This window comes from Alkanindiges hydrocarboniclasticus (assembly GCF_001982605.1).
GTDB classification, from domain to species: Bacteria; Pseudomonadota; Gammaproteobacteria; order Pseudomonadales; family Moraxellaceae; genus Alkanindiges; species Alkanindiges hydrocarboniclasticus.
The window spans coordinates 16,641-37,280 of the sequence record NZ_MLCN01000047.1; the positions used below are offsets into that span (position 1 = coordinate 16,641).

The 20,640-nt window shown below is 36.3% G+C and carries 16 protein-coding genes and 1 pseudogene; 7 read left to right on the plus strand and 10 right to left on the minus strand.

Annotated elements, in window-relative coordinates; all coding sequences use genetic code 11:
- Positions 1–169: 169 nt before the first annotated feature.
- The 3 genes and pseudogenes from BKE30_RS14160 to BKE30_RS16550 form a co-directional block, all read left to right on the plus strand.
- Positions 170–1,480, plus strand: coding sequence for a hypothetical protein (locus BKE30_RS14160; RefSeq protein ID WP_076879219.1), 1,311 nt, complete (start codon positions 170–172; stop codon positions 1,478–1,480).
- 59 nt (positions 1,481–1,539) lie between these two features.
- Positions 1,540–1,782 carry a DnaJ domain-containing protein gene (locus BKE30_RS14165; RefSeq protein ID WP_083698599.1) on the plus strand — a complete coding sequence of 81 codons (243 nt, stop codon included), beginning with the start codon at positions 1,540–1,542 and terminating at the stop codon, positions 1,780–1,782.
- A 53-nt stretch (positions 1,783–1,835) separates the two neighbouring features.
- Positions 1,836–1,922 (plus strand): annotated as a pseudogene (locus BKE30_RS16550) (helix-turn-helix domain-containing protein); the annotation flags it as partial.
- 62 nt (positions 1,923–1,984) lie between these two features.
- On the opposite strand, the gene BKE30_RS15775 reads toward BKE30_RS16550, so the two are convergent.
- A protein-coding gene (locus BKE30_RS15775; RefSeq protein ID WP_227509860.1) for an IS3 family transposase occupies positions 1,985–3,117 on the minus strand; the annotation gives its coding sequence in 2 pieces (ribosomal slippage) (positions 1,985–2,865 and positions 2,865–3,117; 1,134 coding nt in all).
- Positions 3,118–3,135: 18 nt separating this feature from the next.
- Between BKE30_RS15775 and BKE30_RS14185 the strand changes: the two genes are divergently transcribed.
- Positions 3,136–3,339: a helix-turn-helix domain-containing protein gene (locus BKE30_RS14185; protein WP_076879221.1), complete on the plus strand. Its 204-nt coding sequence runs from the start codon at positions 3,136–3,138 to the stop codon at positions 3,337–3,339.
- On the opposite strand, the gene BKE30_RS14190 is transcribed toward BKE30_RS14185, so the two are convergent.
- The 9 genes from BKE30_RS14190 to BKE30_RS14230 form a co-directional block, all read right to left on the minus strand.
- Positions 3,336–4,295: a hypothetical protein gene (locus BKE30_RS14190; RefSeq protein ID WP_076879222.1), complete on the minus strand. Its 960-nt coding sequence runs from the start codon at positions 4,293–4,295 to the stop codon at positions 3,336–3,338. The two genes, BKE30_RS14185 and BKE30_RS14190, sit on opposite strands and share 4 nt — an antisense overlap.
- A gap of 11 nt (positions 4,296–4,306) precedes the next feature.
- Positions 4,307–6,322 carry an ORC-CDC6 family AAA ATPase gene (locus BKE30_RS14195; RefSeq protein ID WP_227518415.1) on the minus strand — a complete coding sequence of 672 codons (2,016 nt, stop codon included), beginning with the start codon at positions 6,320–6,322 and terminating at the stop codon, positions 4,307–4,309.
- Positions 6,319–7,311 carry a phosphoribosyltransferase-like protein gene (locus BKE30_RS14200; RefSeq protein WP_076879232.1) on the minus strand — a complete coding sequence of 331 codons (993 nt, stop codon included), beginning with the start codon at positions 7,309–7,311 and terminating at the stop codon, positions 6,319–6,321. The genes BKE30_RS14195 and BKE30_RS14200 overlap by 4 nt, the downstream gene beginning before the upstream one ends.
- A gap of 4 nt (positions 7,312–7,315) precedes the next feature.
- On the minus strand, positions 7,316–8,731 hold the full coding sequence (locus tag BKE30_RS14205; RefSeq protein WP_076879223.1) for a DNA adenine methylase: 1,416 nt from the start codon (positions 8,729–8,731) through the stop codon (positions 7,316–7,318).
- Between the two features lie 117 nt (positions 8,732–8,848).
- Positions 8,849–9,376, minus strand: a complete 528-nt coding sequence (locus tag BKE30_RS14210) for a Tn7-like element transposition protein TnsE (protein WP_227518416.1) — start codon at positions 9,374–9,376, stop codon at positions 8,849–8,851.
- An 84-nt stretch (positions 9,377–9,460) separates the two neighbouring features.
- On the minus strand, positions 9,461–10,810 hold the full coding sequence (locus BKE30_RS14215) for an ISL3 family transposase (RefSeq protein ID WP_076879224.1): 1,350 nt from the start codon (positions 10,808–10,810) through the stop codon (positions 9,461–9,463).
- Between the two features lie 12 nt (positions 10,811–10,822).
- Complete coding sequence (locus tag BKE30_RS14220) at positions 10,823–14,107, minus strand: type I restriction endonuclease subunit R (RefSeq protein WP_076879225.1); 3,285 nt, start codon at positions 14,105–14,107, stop codon at positions 10,823–10,825.
- 109 nt (positions 14,108–14,216) lie between these two features.
- On the minus strand, positions 14,217–15,458 hold the full coding sequence (locus BKE30_RS14225; RefSeq protein WP_076879226.1) for a restriction endonuclease subunit S: 1,242 nt from the start codon (positions 15,456–15,458) through the stop codon (positions 14,217–14,219).
- A 2-nt stretch (positions 15,459–15,460) separates the two neighbouring features.
- Positions 15,461–17,464 (minus strand): type I restriction-modification system subunit M, encoded by a 2,004-nt coding sequence (locus tag BKE30_RS14230; RefSeq protein ID WP_076879227.1) that lies wholly within the window; start codon positions 17,462–17,464, stop codon positions 15,461–15,463.
- Between the two features lie 249 nt (positions 17,465–17,713).
- Between BKE30_RS14230 and BKE30_RS14235 the strand changes: the two genes are divergently transcribed.
- Genes BKE30_RS14235 through BKE30_RS14245 form a run of 3 tightly spaced genes read left to right on the plus strand, consistent with a single transcriptional unit; the run spans position 17,714 to position 20,070 of the window.
- Positions 17,714–18,124, plus strand: coding sequence for a hypothetical protein (locus BKE30_RS14235; protein ID WP_143253775.1), 411 nt, complete (start codon positions 17,714–17,716; stop codon positions 18,122–18,124).
- A gap of 17 nt (positions 18,125–18,141) precedes the next feature.
- A complete protein-coding gene (locus BKE30_RS14240; protein WP_076879229.1) occupies positions 18,142–19,239 on the plus strand; it encodes a toxic anion resistance protein in 1,098 nt (365 codons plus the stop codon).
- Positions 19,240–19,275: 36 nt separating this feature from the next.
- Positions 19,276–20,070 carry a hypothetical protein gene (locus BKE30_RS14245; RefSeq protein ID WP_076879230.1) on the plus strand — a complete coding sequence of 265 codons (795 nt, stop codon included), beginning with the start codon at positions 19,276–19,278 and terminating at the stop codon, positions 20,068–20,070.
- Positions 20,071–20,640 lie beyond the last annotated feature (570 nt).

Here is a 20,640-nt window from a genome sequence, read left to right on the forward strand (position 1 = left end):
AAAAAGCAGGCCTGCTATACTCAGGCCTTATTTATTTCTACTAAGTTAGTAAGCTGTAGTTTCAATTTGCCTAACCTGACAGCTACAATCGTATGATGGTTGAGTTGTATTTAAGTAACACGCAAGGTTATTATTGGATTTTGTAAAATTAAAAAGGCAATATATATTAATGCTTTTTTACTTACCAAAAATTATTATGTCACTGCACAACGAACATAACGGCCTAATGCAAAACTTTGAAAATCTAAAGTCAAAGGCAAGCCAACAGAATACGCTCAAAACCTGCCAGCTCTTTGTTGACATTACCTCACTAGAATTTGACGATGCGCATACACCTTATATTCTTGCTACACGTCTCGACACCTTGCAGCCAGTCAGGGTACGTTTAAACAACATTGACGAGATGGCCAAAGAATTAAAAATCACAAATCGCAATTTAAGTGATAGCCTAGCACTTGAAAAGGCAAAAAAAATGGTGTCAAAACGGGATTCCTTAGCTGACAAGATTCAAAAGCGCCATGCCAAATATCTTTTTTGCGACAGGGCTACTTTCTTGGATATGGGCAATGATCAGGTGCCCCGTTATCGTGCAAACTGGACTGAAACAGTCAGCACTTCGCCAGAAATTGAATTACTACCCTGTTTTGCACATATCAATATCAGGCAGGCTATAGTTGAAGGTAATATCCATAAGCCAGAGTTTGTTCAAGCTGAGATTATTATGGATATTCTTGAAGCCAACATACAACAGCGTGAAGAGAACAAAACTTTTATCATTAGTGCACTGGACAATATAACAACCACTGGCATGCCCCAAACAGGTGAGCTGATAATCCAGATATTTAATGATGGAAATTTAATCACCTCAGCAACGATCGCTCAAACGTTAAAAAAGATTCAAGGAAGAGACCAACAAGGAAATCCTATAGAATTTGATTATCCCGTTGACGGTAACCAGAGCCTGAATGATTTAATGCTTGGATACGACTTTTTTACCCAGAATGCCATGGGAAATAATACAGCTAACTTACAAGTCTTAAATTCTGACATTGCCCGTCTTGCTGTAAAGTTTTTAACAGGTATTCCATTTCCTGCGACCGCCATTATCAACAAAGATAATGAATACCTTGAAAGCCTACGCAATTTCTATCATTCCTTATCCAACCCTGCCACGTCAGTCAAACTTTTTGCCATCCAAAAAATCTATTTTGGTGCAATGTATAAGCAATCAGTCCTTAAAGCTAACCTTGCTAATTCACCACTCAAGGCTTATCGAAAACTAGCAACTGATGGCGTTGCAATAAAACAGTTCCTTCCTACCATGCTTGCAATTGCCCGCTATAAAGAAAGCTTAAACCCTTACATTTCATTTAGTACACGCCTCTTTATGCCTTACAAAAAAAATGAAATAATTAATAACGATATCTCTAACATTAGTGCTTCAAAACTTTTAGAATTAAAAGAGCATTATCCTTTTTAATTCAATATTAATTATGATTTAATTCATACATCAAACAATTGTTATAAGTAGAACTTTATATGCAGAGTCATTATGAAACCTTAATGATTTCTACGAATGCATCCCCTGAGATTATTGATTCTGCTTACAAGGCCTTGGAAAAAAAATACACTGGCCAGCTTAATGATGTAGAGGATCAGGCAGAAGCAGATCAGTTAAACGAGCTTTTGGACAACATAAAGACAGCTTATACAATATTGGCCAATCCGGAATCTAGGAAAGACCATGATGAAAGACTAGAAAACTTAAAAAGAGGATTATAGTCCGTGGATATATAGTCCTCAAATAGTGATAGTTCTGTTTTTTAAGCATTTGAATGTTTATGTCAGAACTTACTATTCAATTTGGGCAATTGGTTCGAAAATATAGAAAAGAAAAAAACATGTCACAAGAGCAACTGGCATAGAGGTGGTCCCACTTGTTTGAACAACTAAAAGCGTATTTATAAGTGATATTCCGCTCTAGTTAAGCCACCTTGTTTTGTTGGGGTAGCTGATCATAGTAAAACTCATTTGGTGTCAATTTGTCTAGACTCGAATGAGGTCGTTTCAAATTATAAAACTCAAAATATGCACTCAATTGCTTTTTCGCATCTGTGACACTGCTATAAGCTTTGAGATACACCTCTTCATATTTAACGCTCCGCCATAATCGTTCAACCATCACATTATCAATCCATCGACCTTTACCATCCATACTGATTTGAATGCCATTTGATTTCAATACATCAATAAATGCATCACTGGTGAACTGACTGCCTTGGTCTGTATTAAATATTTCAGGTGATCCATATTTTTCAATTGCTTCATTTAAAGCCGAAATACAAAAATCCACCTCCATACTAATCGATACCCTATGCGCAAGTACCTTGCGGCTATGCCAATCAATCACAGCACATAAATAAACAAAGCCTTTTGCCATAGGGATATACGTTATATCCGTAGACCACACTTGATTACTGCGCAGAATAGCCAACCCTTTGAGCAGATATGGATATTTACGGTGAGCTTGATTAGCCTGGCTTAAATTTGGTTTGCAATATAACGCCTGAATACCCATTTTCTTCATTAAAGTACGTGTATGACGTCGTCCTATATGATGCCCTTGACGATTCAACAAATCACGCATCATACGACTGCCTGCAAAAGGATATTGCATATGTAATTCATCAATACATCGCATCAGTTTCAGATCTGATGAGCTAACAGGTTTTGGGCGATAATAATAACAACCACGAGAGACTTTCAGTAACTTAGCCTGTTTAGATACTGAAATCTGAAGTGAGTGATCGATTAACTTTTGTGGTTGAAGCGGCCCAGTTTCTTCAACACACCTTCTAAAAAATCAATTTCTAATGCCTGCTCACCGATTTTTGCATGTAACTTTTTAAGATCAATGGGGGGTTCTGATGGAGCTTTTGATTGATCGAAAGCTTGCGAGGAAGCTGAGATCAATTGATTTTTCCAGTCAATAATTTGGTTTTGATGAACATCAAACTCAGAACTCAATTCAGCAAGTGTTTTTTCTGCTTTGATCGCAGCAAGTGCTACCTTAGCTTTAAAGTCGTTTGAATGATTTCTTCTTGGTCTACGTGCCATAAAATACTCCATATATTGATGTTTATAACATCATTTGAGGAGCAGAATATCACTTATAGGAGTTGTTCAAATTTCCGGATCCATCTCTCATTGCTCTATAACATGGATCGGAGTTATCTAGGGCGGATTGAAAGAGGAGAAGTTAATCCTACCTTAGAAAAAATTTATGAGTTGGCTGATGCTTTAAAAATTTCGCCTACAAGATTGTTACCAGTATACTAAACATTGAGCTCCACTTCATAAGACCATAGCCTTTTTAATCCTTGAGAAGTTTCACGCGAATAGCTTAAGCATTCTGGTAATAAAATAGTAATACCTCTGTCTCTGCCTTCTAATACCCAATAAATGGCGAAACCTAAAGTTTGAGCTTTTGTTGAAAGAGGGGCTAAATAGATATTATTTTTTCCGTCAAAATTAAGGTCTAGCTCTTTAACCAAGTCACTAATAACTTGGGCTGTAGCAAATGGATTATTAGCAGGAGAAAATTTTCTTTTAGTTATCCAATCAGAATTTTGAGTAATACTTCCGCTTAAAGCTGCTCTCATAGAACTTTGTTGATACATGTCAGCGCTTAATGATGGAAATGAGAATATGGGATGATACGTTGCACCATCTTTGTAAGATGCTATTTGTGATAGCATTTTATGATCATAACCAATGTTAATTATTAAATGATCTTTAAATTCAGAGTTCGATGTGGCAGAAATACCGCTTATCGATTTAACAATCGATGAAGTTGTTGTACTAAAATTTGTATTATCTCCATCAGAATAAAATTTTGGTTCAGAATAAATTGCTGTGAATTTATCTACACCTTTATATTTTAAAGAAGCCACTAAAAATATTAAGACATGTCGCATAAAACCAGTGATATCGATACAAATTTTTTTATCACTTAAATCCCCAATTCTAACTAATAATTCATTAACTTGAACAATATCAGCTATTTCAGATGGAATGATTACTTCATTTATTTCTGCGTCAGGTATTTCATCTTTATTAAAATGATATTCTGGATGGACTAGCCAAAATTTTTTAGTAGAAGATATAGAGTCAAATAATGTTTTGACTCTTTCGCTATTATTAAAAGCAGAGATAAAGATATCAAAGGTTGGAAGAGAATCTGAAATTTCTGTAAATTCAATTGGACGAGTATAAAAAATAGAATAATCAAACATAAATATTAAACTTAAAAGTTAAAGAGATCACTATGCGCTAAAGACGATTCATCTTTAGTAAATGGTTGATTCCATTTAGTTGTGTAATTTTTTAATAAAGTTTCAAATTCTTTAAATCGATTAAAATCAAAGATAGCATTTACTACATTGGATGGTAGACCAATATCTCCACGTTTACTAATGGGAAGACCATAAATGGGTGAAATCATTGGGTTTAGAGAGAATTTTCGATTAATTTTCAAATTATTCCTATTAGGTCTTCCATTTTTGATTTCAAATATAAATGAGTAATTTAGTGCACTTTGTAGAGTTTCTTTAGATTGTTTTGTTAATTCTTCATCTGAAAAACTAATTAGTAATGGGGAAACTTCTGGAATATTTAAAGCAAATCTAGCTACACGTAATAATTTACATATATTTTTAACAGCATCTCTAGCAAGATCTGAAGGCCTTCCAAAATTTGAATCCTGTTCAAATATAAATCTCGCAGAGTCTAGAACAGCTTTACTTTGGTCTTCTATAGATAATGGTTCTCCATTAATAAAATCTATATTTTTGAATCTTGCTAAATCGTATGATGCACCTAAAATACTAAGTAAGTTTCGAGGGTTGCCAGATGACATTTCAATAAATGTATCAAGACCAGCATAAATCATGGGTTTGGAAGACTCTTTATTTAATTGAGCAATTAAGTCCTTTCTCCAACTAGAATATGAATCTCTATAAGACTTAATGCTAGGATCTCTAGGATCTTTAATAAATAAAGTACAATCATTTTTGATTTTATTTGCTGTAACTAAATAAGATTCATTGCTTTTATATTCTTTTGCAAATCTAAGGATATTATGCTTTTTTAAAATTATTGAAAAATCATTAGTTAAAATATTTAATAATTCCTCAACGTCATTAGGTTCTATAATGTTAGGAATTTCTTTAAGAGTTTCAATAAAATTATTAATAAACATTAAATCTTTTTCACTTTTAAAGTTTAAATAATCAATAAATTGTTCATAATGATTATTTTTATTAACTTTTTCAAAACAGTTAGATAAATTGAAATCATTACTGTCAATTATTTTTTCATAAACTAATCGCTCTTTAACAAATGAATATGCAAAGTCTTTGTAGTTTGAAACTTCTTGAAGAATATCATCTAAATATGTTTTTTTAAATTCAACATCTTCTCTGTTTTCTTCACCTTTTCCAATGGTACTATATGTTTTAAGAGCATAAAGCCTGCCACTTATTCTAAAAGTAACACTACCAGAGCTATATCTAATTAGGGTATTAATAATCTCTTGTTGACTTTCAGTATAAAAATTTTCTATTTCATCAATTAAATAAAGGAGTGGTATATTTTTAAATGAAGGATGCCAAATATCTATTGCATTTTTAATTTTTATAGAAAAAGTACCTAGCGAAAATGGTGGAATTATATCTAAGGATTTAGTAAATGCATAAGCATTAATTGCATTATCAATAGCTTTTAACTGTTGATGAATCCAATTTTTAACAGAATTTAGATCAATTAGACTTGAAAATTCATCTTCATTGAGAACATAAGTGGATAATAGTTTGATAAAATCATGATTATTAAATTTAACATTAGGTGTAGTTTTTTCTATATCGATTAATATCGATAATAAGTCTTCAGCTAATTTCAGTTCTAAATGAACACCAAAGAGTTGTTGCCATTTTGAGGTATCGATATCATTTAAGGAAATGAACCGACTCGCATCTAATGCATTTGCTCTTAAGAATACACCTAATGACTGATGTTGATTTACAATAGCTAAGCCAGTTAAATTTGAATTTCTTAATTTTGTTGCATTATAAGAATAATGACGAAGTAAATGTGTTTTTCCTGTCCCTTTACCCCCTAAAATAAATTTGGATTTTCTTAGAGTCGGTTCTATGACAGCCTCAACAAAATTGTCACTTATATCGATCCAGAGTTTATTAATTTCTTCGTCAGAATAATCTGATGCTTTTGCAAATGAGAAGGGATTCGAATTTATCATATTCATGATCTCACAGAGCCATAATTTTTTTCAAATCTTTTGAAAATAGGAAACCAAGAATTACTCATTTCAGGTATATAACCGTCTTTCCAAAAGACTGGTAAAGTATTATTAGGAGTATTGTGAGAAAATCCGATTAATAATTCACAATCACTATGACCAAATGGATTTGAATAAAGAGGAGAGCCATAATGTTCGATTATTTTTTTAAATTTTTCCATATTAAACCACTCAACTTTTTTGAAATATCTGGCTCCAGAAGTGCAACTTTTGAAACTCTCATCTAGTTCAAAAAGACATACAGCATTGCCATTAAACACATTAGGATCGTTAAGAACTTCTAAACCTTGAGTCGTAGAAAATATTGATATGAAACTAATTTGAATATCTGGATTATTTTCTCTAATATTCGCAAGAGTATCTTTTAAATAGCCTGTTATTTGTGTTCCCCCTCCTACAAAGTCATCAAAAAAAACATATCGTTTAATATTAGTGTCTCTGGCAATCCATTTAATTTTACCATTTTCATCTGATTCAGCACTAAATGCATGATAAAGATCTCTGAATAAAAATTTTTTTAAATCATTAACTTGTCTAAAAATATATAATAAATGTGCTCCACTTTCGGCAGGATTTCCTACACTGATAAAACGTGATAATTTTAATTCTTCATTATATAAATTATTCAAGACTTCAAAATTAGTGGTGTGATGGTTTGCTTTACGTAGTTCATGAATAATAGGTGTACGAAAATAATCACGATACAGAGATATTAGCATTTCTCTAATCATGCGCTGGCTAAAAAATATAAACTTTGAGAGAGCTAAAGTCATGTATAGCTTTTCTTCTTCTTCACTCAGTATCTGTCCAGTAAATTGAGATAGCCATACTTCAATCTGTGGCATTTTTATTGCGTTATCCCATATATCTGAAGCTAAAATCTTTAACTTAGATTCTATTTCTAGATAATCAGCACTGGAAAAAAAGTCAGTCATATTTTTACTTTTCAAATACTAAAACGGTTTCACGAGAAATTATTGATGCTGTTCGGTTACGTTTTGTCATTAACCCTCTAGATTTAATATCATCGATAAGAAGCAGTTTCAACTGTAACCCATATTTTTTAAAACAATAAGTCATAAACTCATCGTTTCTTAGTGTTTCACCACATACCTGATTATTGCCTAAGACGAAGACGATACGTCCTTTGGGGGCTAAGATTCGTGAAAGCTCCTGCGACACTTGTTCCATTTCGATAAGATACTTTTGTGTAATTCTAGCTCTAGTTTTATTAGTTTGAGCTATTTTCTCAATAAGACACTTATAGTTTTCTGGTAGATTCCCTCTGTCCAAGCACAAGGGTTCTGATATTAGATGTTCTCTACCTATAGACTTTTCTTCTAAAGATCTCAGTCCTTGAGGTGGAGCAAAGCCTAACCAGTTCAATGAAAGACTAGTAGATCTTATATATTTTTGTGCACTGCCATATGGTGGAGAAGTAATAATTAGTGGTACTGAATTATCTGGCATCTTAGTAGTTAGATTATAATCTTTAAAAATATCCCTAGCATCTATCCCAACCTTTAAGGCACTAATTCTTTTAGGAAATTGAGCATTAGTTTGTCTAATTCGCTCGATATTTGCATCTACATTGCTTTCAAACTCTCTTATGACATTAAGATTTTGTATCCAGTCTAATCTCTTTTGAATTCGCTGATTGGTGACTTCTGAAAATTTTTCTTTAGTTTTTAAACGTACAGGAACACTAATGGCGGGATCTGCAAAGCTAATTTTTTTTGCCAAAGATGAAAAACAAACTTTGAAAAAGTCCTTTTCATCGATTTCGTCAATTTCGTTTATAGCTCTTAAAATAATTTCTAATTTGGTTTTATGTTCTGGTAAATACCATAGATGTGAATTCACGACATCAACTGAAGTGGCTTTGTTGTATCTTTTAGCTTTTAATAGAACTTTTTCTTTAATTTTTATTAATTTATCAATCGAATAAGGTGTTGTTTTCACCTTAGCAATTAATAAGGCAAAAGGGTTTGCATCAGCAACCAAGGGTAAGAATCCCTGCATAGATGATTCTAAAGCTACTGTACCTGAACCACAAAATGGGTCTAACACAATTTTATTTTTTAAATTAGTATGAGCTTTTAAAAAAAAATTAATTATGTGGGGAAGTAACTTTGCAGGGTATGGGTGAATTTGATGTGTCAACTGATCACCAGCTTTTAACCAATAAACAAGTTTTCTAAAATCGACATTAATTGGAGTTTCAGTAATGGCATACTCAGAAATCATTTTATCTAAAATTCTTTGAACGTACTCATCCTTCGGGGGAGAGTCTTGAAGAATATCAATTTCATATTCATCAGCAGTCATGTATCTATTGATATTCAACTCACCCATTTAAAAGATTGAACTCCATGAATTTTAAAGAAATCTAACATAATGAAGAGCAGCTTAAATTATTAGGCATATTTGGGCAAGTTAATCTTAATTAAGATTCTCTATAACTGTGAAATCTCAGTTTTTATTTTTATTGATGAAGATGGTACTAAGTCTAGTTGACCAGTTTTTTAGTTCAGATTCTGAGATCTTCTGACGTTTACTGTCCATTCTAGGATGGTTTAACGTACTATTTTTAGAGCTAATATTTTTAAAGATGCCTTTTGGCCAACGCAAACATTGAGTGACGACAAGCTCAAGAACTTTGGCACGATCAGTTTGGTTCCATTGATTCATGTCTTTAAGTGACAAAACACGAGTCGAAAGAGGTTTTTTATTATCGGATGTATCTACTTCTAAGATCACGATATTTTGGCCATTATATTGAAAACTAACTTCTGCCACACATCTAAGATTTCCATCAGTTTTTATATGTTTGGAGTGACCTTGAATGTTGGGTAGTTTATGGAGTTGAAATCTAAAATTTTTAACAGGATGCTCTTCACAAAACAAATCAATCATTTGTTGAAATGCTGAGAAACGATCAAGATACAAATGAAGGTCTTCAGTTTCATCTTCAATACCATTAAATTCAGCAGAGGGCATACTACCCTCAGAAATAGGCTCGTTGGTGCTAACTTCCGATGCCGTATTAGTGGATGGTAAGTCTTGATCTTTTGGCTATTTGCATTATATGGTTGAAATTAGTTCTTCATCTAAATATTCATCACCGCCATACAATTCAACCAAGGTTGGAATATAAGCGCCATATTCCAACTTAGTTTTCTCTTGCTTGGTTGGAAATGCAGTTAAACCCTCATAACCTTCGGTTGATTTTAATGAAGATGATGGAGTCTTTAAAGTTGTAATAGATCGAGCCACTTTGTTATATAACATTTTTGCTCGAAGCACCTCAAGGGTATATCCTCGTCCCATTCGATTTGCGACCCTTGTAATACCATTATGCCCCTCAGTATAAGCATTGGTAATTCTTATTGGCGCATCCCAATAGGTAAATATATCCTCAAAGTGATTATTCACAGTTTTAGCAACGTCACGGAAAGACTTTAAATATTTGGGAATACTGCTTTCCCATTCATGAAACCTTTGTATGGCATCGTCTTTGGTTGTTGCTTCATAAATATTATAAAACTGCTCTTTGAGGTCATAAGCTTCCTTAAATTCAGGATGCCATTTTTCTAAATTTCCTAAAATTCTTTGTTGATCTTCGGTCAATGAATTTGGTCGTCTAAGCAGTATCCACCGTAAATGTTTTTTCATATTCAGTCGGGCATCACGGTCCAAACTACTTTGTAAAGCTATACGTTCAGTGTCTAAAGCTTCACTTGCCATTCTCACCACATGGAACTTATCAATAACCAACTTGGCATTTGGTAGGTGCAGACGGAATGACTTTTTGAAGGGTCGCCACATATCACTACAAATCCATTCTACTTTGTCTGTATCAGGCAGTTTGGCGAAGTATGGTATCAATGTATCTTGAGTTCTTTCAGGCAACATATCATATAAGCTGTTCATCGCTAGGTTAGTAATGACACAACGATATGAACCCATCAGCATTAGTTCATCAATACCCATAATCGTTGGAGTTTCAAACTTTACATCACGTTCTAATTCCTCCACGAAATCAAGCGTAATGTTTTTAATGGTGTTCACGACTACACCCGTATCTTCGGCAAGCTGTGTGAAAGTTCGATCTAAGCAACGCTTGCGTACTTGCTGAATCAGCCGATGGGTCGCTCTGCGTTTTTCATCTAAGAAGCTGAGTTGAGGGGTAATCATGCTTTTGCATTCAGAACAGCGATAGCGTGTTCGTATCACCTCAATTTTTACTGGCTGCATCTGCAAGGGGGTATCAGCAAAATGATTGATACGCTGACCGTGCTTATATAAGCGTCCACTGCATTCAGGACATGTTTCCAAATGCTCACCGCTTGACTGTACGGTAATCATAATACAGCCATCTTCATTACGGTAATCTATCGGCTGTACACCTTCCAGTTGCAGAATATCAATCATTCCAATACTCCGTTATGTTAGACGATGCACATCAATGGTTTCACCATCTTTAAGCAATTTATACAGCACCTTGATCACATTCTGCATCGCTTGTGCATCGGTCTTGAGCAACAATGCTGATAAGTCTTGATGTGAGGTCAGTGCTTGAATAATTGCGCCTTTCGTTGCTGATGGCAAATTACCTTGCAAGGCTGTGGATTCAGGATTATTTTCAATCTGAGCCATCACTACATCGTTATTGCGTAGAATGGTTACTAAATGATTGATGTACACCACCTGTTCTTCACGGGTAGAAATATCCCCAAAGGTCTGAGCAATCAGCTCGATCACTTCTTTGAGATAAGTCATTTTGTTTGGCTGTAAGTCACCGTTCGCTGTGCCTTGGATGGGGGCTAAAGGTTGAGGTTCATCCGCTTCGGGATGATCGGTATCATCGGTTTTAAGTTTCTTTTTAAAGATGCCAAAGCCAGTCAGTACCAAGCCTGAAATATCAATTTCTTTAGCAGACATACCATTTAATCGTTTGGATAAGAGCTTGGTAAATGCCGAGAAGTTTTCAAGTTCAGGATCGCCAAAGTCAATAAGCTGTGCCACATAGGAATAAATACGGCTAAACTTATCCAAATTGCCCTTAAAGCGCATCAAGGTTTGTAATTCTACGTCTAACTGCTTGCGCTCAAATTCCGCTTTTTCTGCGCCTTCATCATTGCCGTCTGCTTTGGCTTGATCAAATGCGGTTTCCTGTAGCTCAATCGCCTGTTTGAGCATTTTCAGTTTTTGGTTAAACAGGCGGGCGACACGATCGGTTGCTTTAAACAGGTCGGGATGTGTGGTTTCTTTGAAATCATGATTACTAATATCGCGGATAGTTTTAAAACGAGCTGCTTTAAACTCCTCCAAATCATCTTCGGTAATCAGATCAAGTTCTTCAATATTATCTTTGATGGTATAAACCACATTCGGGTCTTGTACATCCACCATTGTTGCCCCGTTATCGTACTTTTTGAAGCACTTTAAAATCCATTCAGGGTCATTTACAAAGTCAATTACAAAGGTTTGATCTTTGCCAGTGGTGGTACGATTTAAGCGTGACAAGGTTTGTACCACTTCAACCTCATTGGCAATGACTTTATCAAGATACATGGCGCAGAGTTTGGGTTGGTCAAAACCTGTTTGGAATTTATTCGCCACTACCATTAAACGATATTCAGGGCGGTCAAATGCGATGCGTAAATCAGAATTAGGTGCATCGGCATTCATATTGGCTTCGGTAAATTCAGCATCTTCACCAACTTGAAATAGCGCCCCGTTTTCGGTATCACCATCTGCTTCATGGCTAATCTGTTTGCCCGTGAGCTTACCCGAAAATGCCACCAGGACACGGTAGGCACTGTATTCAGGGTTATCTTCAATATATTTTTCCAAGGCAATTTTATAACGTGCTGCCGCAGGGCGTGAACTGGTCACGATCATGGCTTTGGCTTGACCATTAAGCAAATTGGCAACATTGTGGTGAAAGTGTTGAATAATAAACTGCACCTTTTGCGTGACATTGGTCGCGTGTAAAGCCATCCAACGGGCTAAGGCTTTCTTGGCTGCTTTAGAATTGACCCGTTTATCATCATCAACAGCTTCACCGCCAAGTTTAAAAGCTGTTTTATAAGGCACGTAGCCTTGCAGTACATCTAAAATAAAGCCTTCTTCAATGGCTTGACGTTGCGGATATAGATGGAAGGATTCAGGCAAGTTATCATCACTGGCAGGCTCACCATTTTTAGTGCGCCCAAACAGCATTTTAGTCGAGTGTTTTGGAGTTGCAGTAAAGGCAAAGTGACTGATGTTTTTGGACTGTACACGCGCTTTTTGAATCTGCTCAAGCAATTCCTCAACAGTCAGGTTAGCCATTGCTTCACCCGACTGCAATGCCAATGTCGCTTGCAGTTTAGATGCTGTTGAGCCTGTTTGCGAGGTATGTGCTTCATCAATCACAATACCGTAGTTACGGTCGCTTAAACTGGTATTGGTCAGAATCGCTTCCATCACATGCGGGAACGTCTGAATGGTCACAATAATGATCTGTTTATTGGACAACAGTGCATCTTCAAGCTGTTTGCTTTTCGATTTGCCTGCATGTTCTTTGTCATCACGATTAATTGCAGCAATTAAGCCTTTCTGATGGTCTAATTGTTGAATGGCTTCCTGTAACTGGTCATCCAGTACCGTTCGGTCAGTGACGACAATGACGGAGTTATAAAACGGTGTACCGTCATTGTGACGCAAACGTACCAGTGAATGACACACCCAAGAAATCGTAGAGGTTTTACCTGAGCCTGCGCTGTGTTCACATAGATAATTCAGTCCTACGCCTTTTTCTTGCACATCGGCAATAATTTTATTCACCGCATCAAACTGATGATAACGCGGGAAAATCAGGCGTTCCTGTACCGTCCAATTACCATATAGATCGACTTTGTTTTTCTTTTCCACGTAGACAAAATTATGGAAAATTTTCAGCCAATTATCACGTTGGCAAACATAATCCCAAAAATACGCCACTGGATAATCTTCACCTTTGGCTGAATCCGCAGGGGGGTTGCCTGCATGTCCCTGATTACCTTTATTAAACGGCAAGAAATAGGTGCTTTCACCATCTAAAGCGGTGGTCATGGCAATTTCAGATTCAGACAAGGCAAAATGCACAATTGCACCACGCTTGGGTGTTAGCAATGGCTCTTTACGTCTTGTTTTAGGGTCTATCGGCTTACGGTCATTTTTATACTGCTCAATGGCATCTTCTAAAGACTGGTTAAACTCGGTCTTAATTTCTACCGTTGCCATTGGCAAGCCATTAATAAAGAACACAAGGTCCAAAATGCCTGCGTCTTTGGATGGATGATATTTGAGTTGTGGAACAACACGTAGGATATTGGCGTTGTAGCGGTCAATGACAGCTTGATTGCGTCCATCTTCGGGTGCGCTTTCACTGAGGTCGATTGTGCCTGCGCCCGCCATGCTAAAGCCATTCCGAAAGATATGGATTGTACCTTTCTTATTCAGTTCATCATCCAAGCGATCGATGATGCGTTTTTCGGTATTACTACCATTCAGTGCTTGCAGTTTTTCCCACTTTTCAGGCTGTGTTGCTTGAATCCATGTGATTAAATCTTCGGGATAGAGTGCATATTCGGTATGATAATTTTTACTTTGCCCAACCACCCAACCTTGCGCTTGCAGTTTTTGCACAATATAGGCTTCTAAGTGACTTTCATAATGGGCTTTGTCTGCCAAAATATTCATGCGATTCCCCTAATTTTTAATTCTGTTGTAATGCGTGTTGCCAAAACGGGGCTTGATGCCATAAATCAGGCATTCCCATATTGGCTTTAGATAGTGTTTGCTAAAAAATTCATGCGCCAAACTCCCTTACGTCAATTTTACCTGTAACGGCATGGGAGATAATCGAAGCACGATATTCTTTAAGTTTTTCGATTAAGGATTGTTGTTTTGAAATAAGTTTATCTACTTTTAAATTTTCATGATCTATTTTTTTAGCTATTTGAATCTGTTCCTCAAAGGGAATATATATAGTGTATATGTTGGATATTCTGTCAACTGATAAACCTGCCTGTGCAGAAGCGATTGAATATTGATTCAGATTCATTGTGCGTAATAATTCACCTAAAAAAGTAAGACTAACTGGTTTCTTAGGATAAACAACAACTGCATGTTCAGTTGCCCAAAACTCTCCCGAAGCATAGTTGATATTTCCACATAATGAACCCTGCCGTCCAACAAGTATATAATCTCCCTTCATGTTAAAATTCTCGGTAAACCCTCTTATATTATTACCACCATAAACGGGATACTTTCCATCAGGATTAATGCGATTTAGAGGCAGAGCTAATCCACTTTCTAATTTTACAAGCTGTCTCAATTTCAAAATTTGCCAATGCTCAGGCACTTCTCCCAACCATTCCACACCACTGTCTTTCATGGGTGCATTTGGGTTCAAACCTTTGGTCACAGCATGAGAAATAATCGACTTACGCTGTTCTTCCAAAAGCTCAATTAACTTTTCTTGCTTGGCAATAAGGTTGTCAATTCGGGCAGTTTCGGTGTCGAGAAATGAAACGATTTTTTCTTGGTCGGCTTTTGGTGGCAGAACTAATTTGATTTGAGAGAAATTATTAAAACGTAAGGCTTGACCATCACGTATTAAGTTTGACGTTGACTGTAAAGATTGAATATATCTTGGTGTCTTGAATAAATATTTAAAATATTCAATATCAACCACATTCAAATTTGGCTTTAGCATTACATAAGCAGAACTAATAGAACCTTCTAAATAACTCAGTTCAAGTCCACCTTGAAAGCTGCGCATACTAATAACAAAATCATTTGGACGAACTTTTTTTAGAATTTCAGGGTTCTTCATTACTACCATGACACGACCGTTTTCGGCCATGAAATCTTCTTGGAAAATAATTCCGTGCTTTTGAGAAGCTGTTAGTTGTTTATCTGTATTTTCTGCTTTCTCTTTACGTTCAATAAAATAGAACTTACTTGGAATAACAGACCAATGTTCAGGTACATCCCCTAACCATTCCACACCGCTATTTTTATAACTTGGGTATTGTTTAAATTGCATCTTTAAATCTCCCCAAGCAATTGTGCGACTTCGGCAGACAACTCTTTGATCTCCGCCATAATTTCATTTGGGTGGCGTGGCTGCTCGAATACATAGAAATAACGGTTAAAGTTAATTTCATAACCCACTACACCGACTTGACCATCTTTGGCATCGGTATAACTGGTATCAATTACCGCATCAGGCGCATGAGGAAGTACCTCTTTTGCCATATATGCAGCAATATCTTGATTGAGTGGGATGTTCTCGTAATCGGTAAGTTCACTGTCCATTTGCACTTCACCATTAATTTCAACGGCTTCGGCATCAGGATTTTGCACCCCAAACGCAGCGATCAAAGCATTCTTTAAGCCCTTACTGACTTTGCTAAGTGGTAGATTTTTCAGGAATGTATTCTCAAACCAAGCATAGTCTTTACTGTCACCAAATTGCTGCTCAATATAAGCTGATACCGTGTTTTGGTCGCTGTCTGATAACTTGCCAAACTCTTTCGATGCTTTAAACAATTCCAGTTTTTCCGCATCAAATTGAAGATCAATGCGTAGAGGACGTAACACTTTGACTCGGCGATAGCCAAAATCGGTATAGTCAAAAATTTTGCTGACTGAGCTTTGTTCAAAGTCGGCATAAATACGGCTAATTTCATCAATCGAATTTTGGTCAATAAACTTGCGCTTGTTGCCCTCATTTTTGCGCATAGATGAACCCATGCCTGTAGCATCAATGAGCTGTACTTTGCCTTTGCGCTGTTCAGGTTTACGGTTTGAGATCAACCAAATATAGGTTCCAATACCTGTACGGAAGAAAATATCAGTCGGCAATGCCACAATTGCTTCAAGATAATCATTTTCTAAAATAAAGCGTCTGATTTCAGATTCACCTGACCCTGCACCACCGTTAAAGAGTGGCGAACCTGAAAGTACGATTGCACCACGACCACCACCATTTTCAGGCAATTCTAATTTTGAAATCAGGTTTTGCAAAAACAGCATAGAACCATCGCTTGCTTTAGGTAAACCCGCACCAAAACGCCCATTTAAGCCTTTTTCTTTATGCTCTAATTGAACTGCACTGGCATCTTTCGCCCATGACATACCGAAAGGTGGGTTAGAGCATTGATAGTGGAAACGCTGTCCTGCAAATAAGTCATTACTGAGGGTACTGCCCAATTTAATATTTTGCGATAAATCACGGCTTGGGTCAGATTCTAGTTTTTTGAGCAGCATTGAACCCAATGCGACCGCATGAGTTTCAGGCTGTAATTCTTGTCCGTGGGGTACAAGTACAGGGGCAACTTTATAGCGGTCTTTAAAGCCATCTACATAGTTCATCATGTCGGTTAGGAAGCCCGATGTACCGCACGTTTGATCATAGATAGTTCTGATTAAACCATTCTTTTGTTCAAATAGCTCATTATCAGGCTCAAGCAATAAAGTCGCTGCCAAATGTACAATATCACGGGGGGTCATAAAGTCCTCTGACCCCGTACCGACTTCTGCACCAAATCTAGCGATTAAATGCTCATAGACATTACTCATGGTGCGGTCAGGAACAACATTCGGATGTAAGTCGATGGCAGCGAAATTATTGCAAATGCGTAGCAGTAAATTCGCTTTAGAAAGCTTGTTAATCGTTGTATTGAAGTCAAACTGTTCAAAGATCACACGCACGTTTTCAGAAAAATTAGAAATGTAATCTTCAAGGTTGGCTTTAGTTTTTGTACCGCCTAAATTGGAAAGGTTATAAGTCGATTTGTTATAAAATGGATTGCCGCTTACGTTAGTAAGAATATCGTCAAGCGCCATCCCTTGATCTTTAAATTGCTCATAAGTATTGAGAACAGCTTCTTTCGTTGGTTCAAGTACACATTCCAAACGTCTTAATACCGTAAAGGGCAAAATGATTTTACCGAACTCTGTATGCGGAAAATCCCCCCAAAGATCATTCGCATTGTTCCAAATAAAACTTGCCAGTGTCGATTCAGTATTGTTTGGTGCAGAAGCCATTTTGTTTTTCAACCTTATTTTGCAATAGTTAAATATTATGCAATAAACGTAGATTTCTCAACCTTATAATGCAAATTTTAAAAATGATTAGCTCAAGTAGTTTCAACCTTAGATTGCAAAATTAGAGTTTGTTAAGTTAAAAATAAGGTGAGATTTATAAAAATCCCACCCTAAAATGCAAATAGCCAATTTTATTTAAGGATGGAGGAAGTCAGCTTTTACCTGTTGGAATGCAATAAAACTGCCCAGATGGCCTCTGATAGGGTTAACGACTTTGATAACGAGATCAACAGGGCTGAGCAGCAAATAATTATACTGAATTGCCATATTAAGGCCGGTTCCGATTATCTTTTACAGCATAAAAGTGAGCTGGAAGAGCAATTCTTTAAACGCTTCGCCCAAAAAATTAACGGCCTGATCACATCCAAAACGTCCATGGAAATGACCGTTGAACAAATCAAAATCCATCGGGTCATGATTATTGAAACCCTAGACCGATTCTACGAAGCAACAACTGTCTTTTATCCCTTATGGCGTCAAACCATTCAATCCATTCAGGACACCCAAGTGGTCAGTAGTGCAAGTTTTACCGAACTTAATGAGCGTCGGCAGAGCCTGATTAATGCACTGCAAATTAATACCCCTAATACTGCAAACTAAAATTTCCGGAGCCAGCAATGACTAATGCAACCCTTATTACCCGTGACCAGATTGAAAAGATTCAAGATGCTGCTAAAAAAAATCAGTTCACCATTCAGGATGCTGATCATGAACAAATCCTGAAAATAGCTGAATCAATAAACCCTTTGGACTCCAAGAGTATTGCGGGTTTTGGTAGCAATCTTAATATTCAGTCCAAATCCAATAACTCACAATTACTGGAAATGGTTAAGAATAATGATTTAAGTTCTATAGGCAAGGAATTGACTGTCATTGTTTCAGCCACACAGCAGGACAAAACTGGACAATTCATTAAAAGCATCCCGATCATTGGTACCAAGTTAAGTCATTACTATTCCAGCCGGAATAACCTCATCAGCCGTTTTGAATCAACCCAAACTCAGGTACAACGTCTCGTTGAAAATATTTCGATCAAATATGAAGAGTTAACCAAGCTGGTCGATGTTCTTGAAAATATGTATCAGGACTGTATTGATGAATACAAATACCTTTCAATATATATCATTGCTGGTGAAATCAATTTGGCCGAACAGCAGAAACAAATGAAGGTTCTGGCAGCACTTGAACAAACACCAGAGTTAAAAGCCCAGATAGCAGACTTAGTGTATCTTGAAGGCCGTCTCTCAAAACGCATCACTGATTTTAAAATCAGGCAATTAGTTTCCACCCAGACACAAGAGGCTATCCGCATCCTACAGGGAACCAATCACCTTCTAATCGATAAATACGAAGATATTATGGTTTCAACGATCCCCCTATGGGAACAGCAGCTGATGTTGACAGTCACTACCACGCAGCATAAAGAAGCAGTTGAAACAGCGAAAATCATTAATGAAGGTACAAATAATATGATGAAGCAATTCGCTGACAATATCCGTATTAATGCTGTCGAAACATTTAAGGCTAATACACAAACCGTAGTTGCCCCTGAGACCATTGAATACGTAAGCAAACAGATGCAACTGGTGCATCAGGAACTGGCCAAATCCCATAAGGACGCCAAAATCAAACAAGACCAAGTTGAAAAACAGTTACTGGCAGTACGTGATCAGGAAAGTAAAATTATGATTGATGTCATCAATGACCAAAACTAAAACAAATTTTCTCATAATAATTTAAGAGGGCTGGCGATGAACTATTCTTTGGATCACTTGAAGGGTGAGTTATCTTTGGAAAAGAAAAAGAACCAAAGTAAATATGAATGGGGTGTAATCCTATCGGGCATCCTTCTTGTGGCCAATGTAATAATTTGCGTTATTTATTGGAATACAGATCACTCCTACGTTAATCCTTTAATGGGTAATTCATTTAACTTTGATACCCCTAATATTTCGGAATTTAGGCTACCAGTAACGTCAACGGCTATAGAAAATCCTAATCCGGAAAAGGCCGTAAGCCCTGAAGAAAAATTTTTAAGTGTCCCAGCAGTGGCTATTCTAAAATCTCATGATTTTAAAAAATTGGATTATCTTCTGGAAAAAGGGCAAATCAGCAGACCCCTGTTTCTATATTACTATGCTCAGTCTGCAACCGATCTGATAAGTAAAACTGGCTTAAGTAATAATCAAACTACCACTGCCAAAACAGAGCTAGTAAAATATCTTGATGAATTAAGGGATTTACCATTAACGGATATTGGTTTTCAGGTAAAACCCGATTTACTCTATAAAATGGAAAAAACTGCCTACGGCGAATTAGTTACAGTCACCAGTAAAACGTATGCCGGTGGCTTTGAAACTGGCGCATCTATGAACAGCGCTGCACTATTTCTTACAGGCAATTATTTTTGGAGTCCAATAAAATTTTTGACAATTTTAGTTATTCTTTTTACCGGCGTTGTTTACCTACGAGTAGACCAGCTTGTTAAGGTTGAAAATAATTTTGATCGCATCAAGAAATTAAGAGGCGGCAGAAGTAGGGCATAACGCTTGAGATAAAAAAACTGGAATAATTCCAGTTTATTTTATCTCAAGATTTTTATTCCCTAACCCTTACTAAAATGAAATTTGTTTCTTAAGCCAAATGAAATGAAATTTTTGAATGATGTACCAGATACTTAGGAAAGTTAAGGCTAGAATATTGGCCACTTTCATTGTCTTGTCAGAAGTATCTGTACCATACCCTTGAAATAAATAACTTCCAAAATAACTTAAGATACAGAAAATGGTTATATAGGTTAATATACTGAAAATGAATTGAATCGATTTTAAACGCATGGGAATTTGCTTAAAACAGTAGCATACGTTACTACAAAAAATTAAAACGATTCCAACCATGGAATAAGTTCTCAGAATCATCTGGCCAAAAGCTGTATCCGGCGTTTGGATCATGAAATAAGCTATAACACTTATGATTAGGCCAGCAACAAAATATCTGCTAAACCATATATTTGATTTCTGTATTAAATTCACTTAACTAGTCCTGCTTCTCGATTTTATTGGTAATAAACCACCATATTCCTAGTCCTGATCCTATGCCAAATAAAAGTAATATAA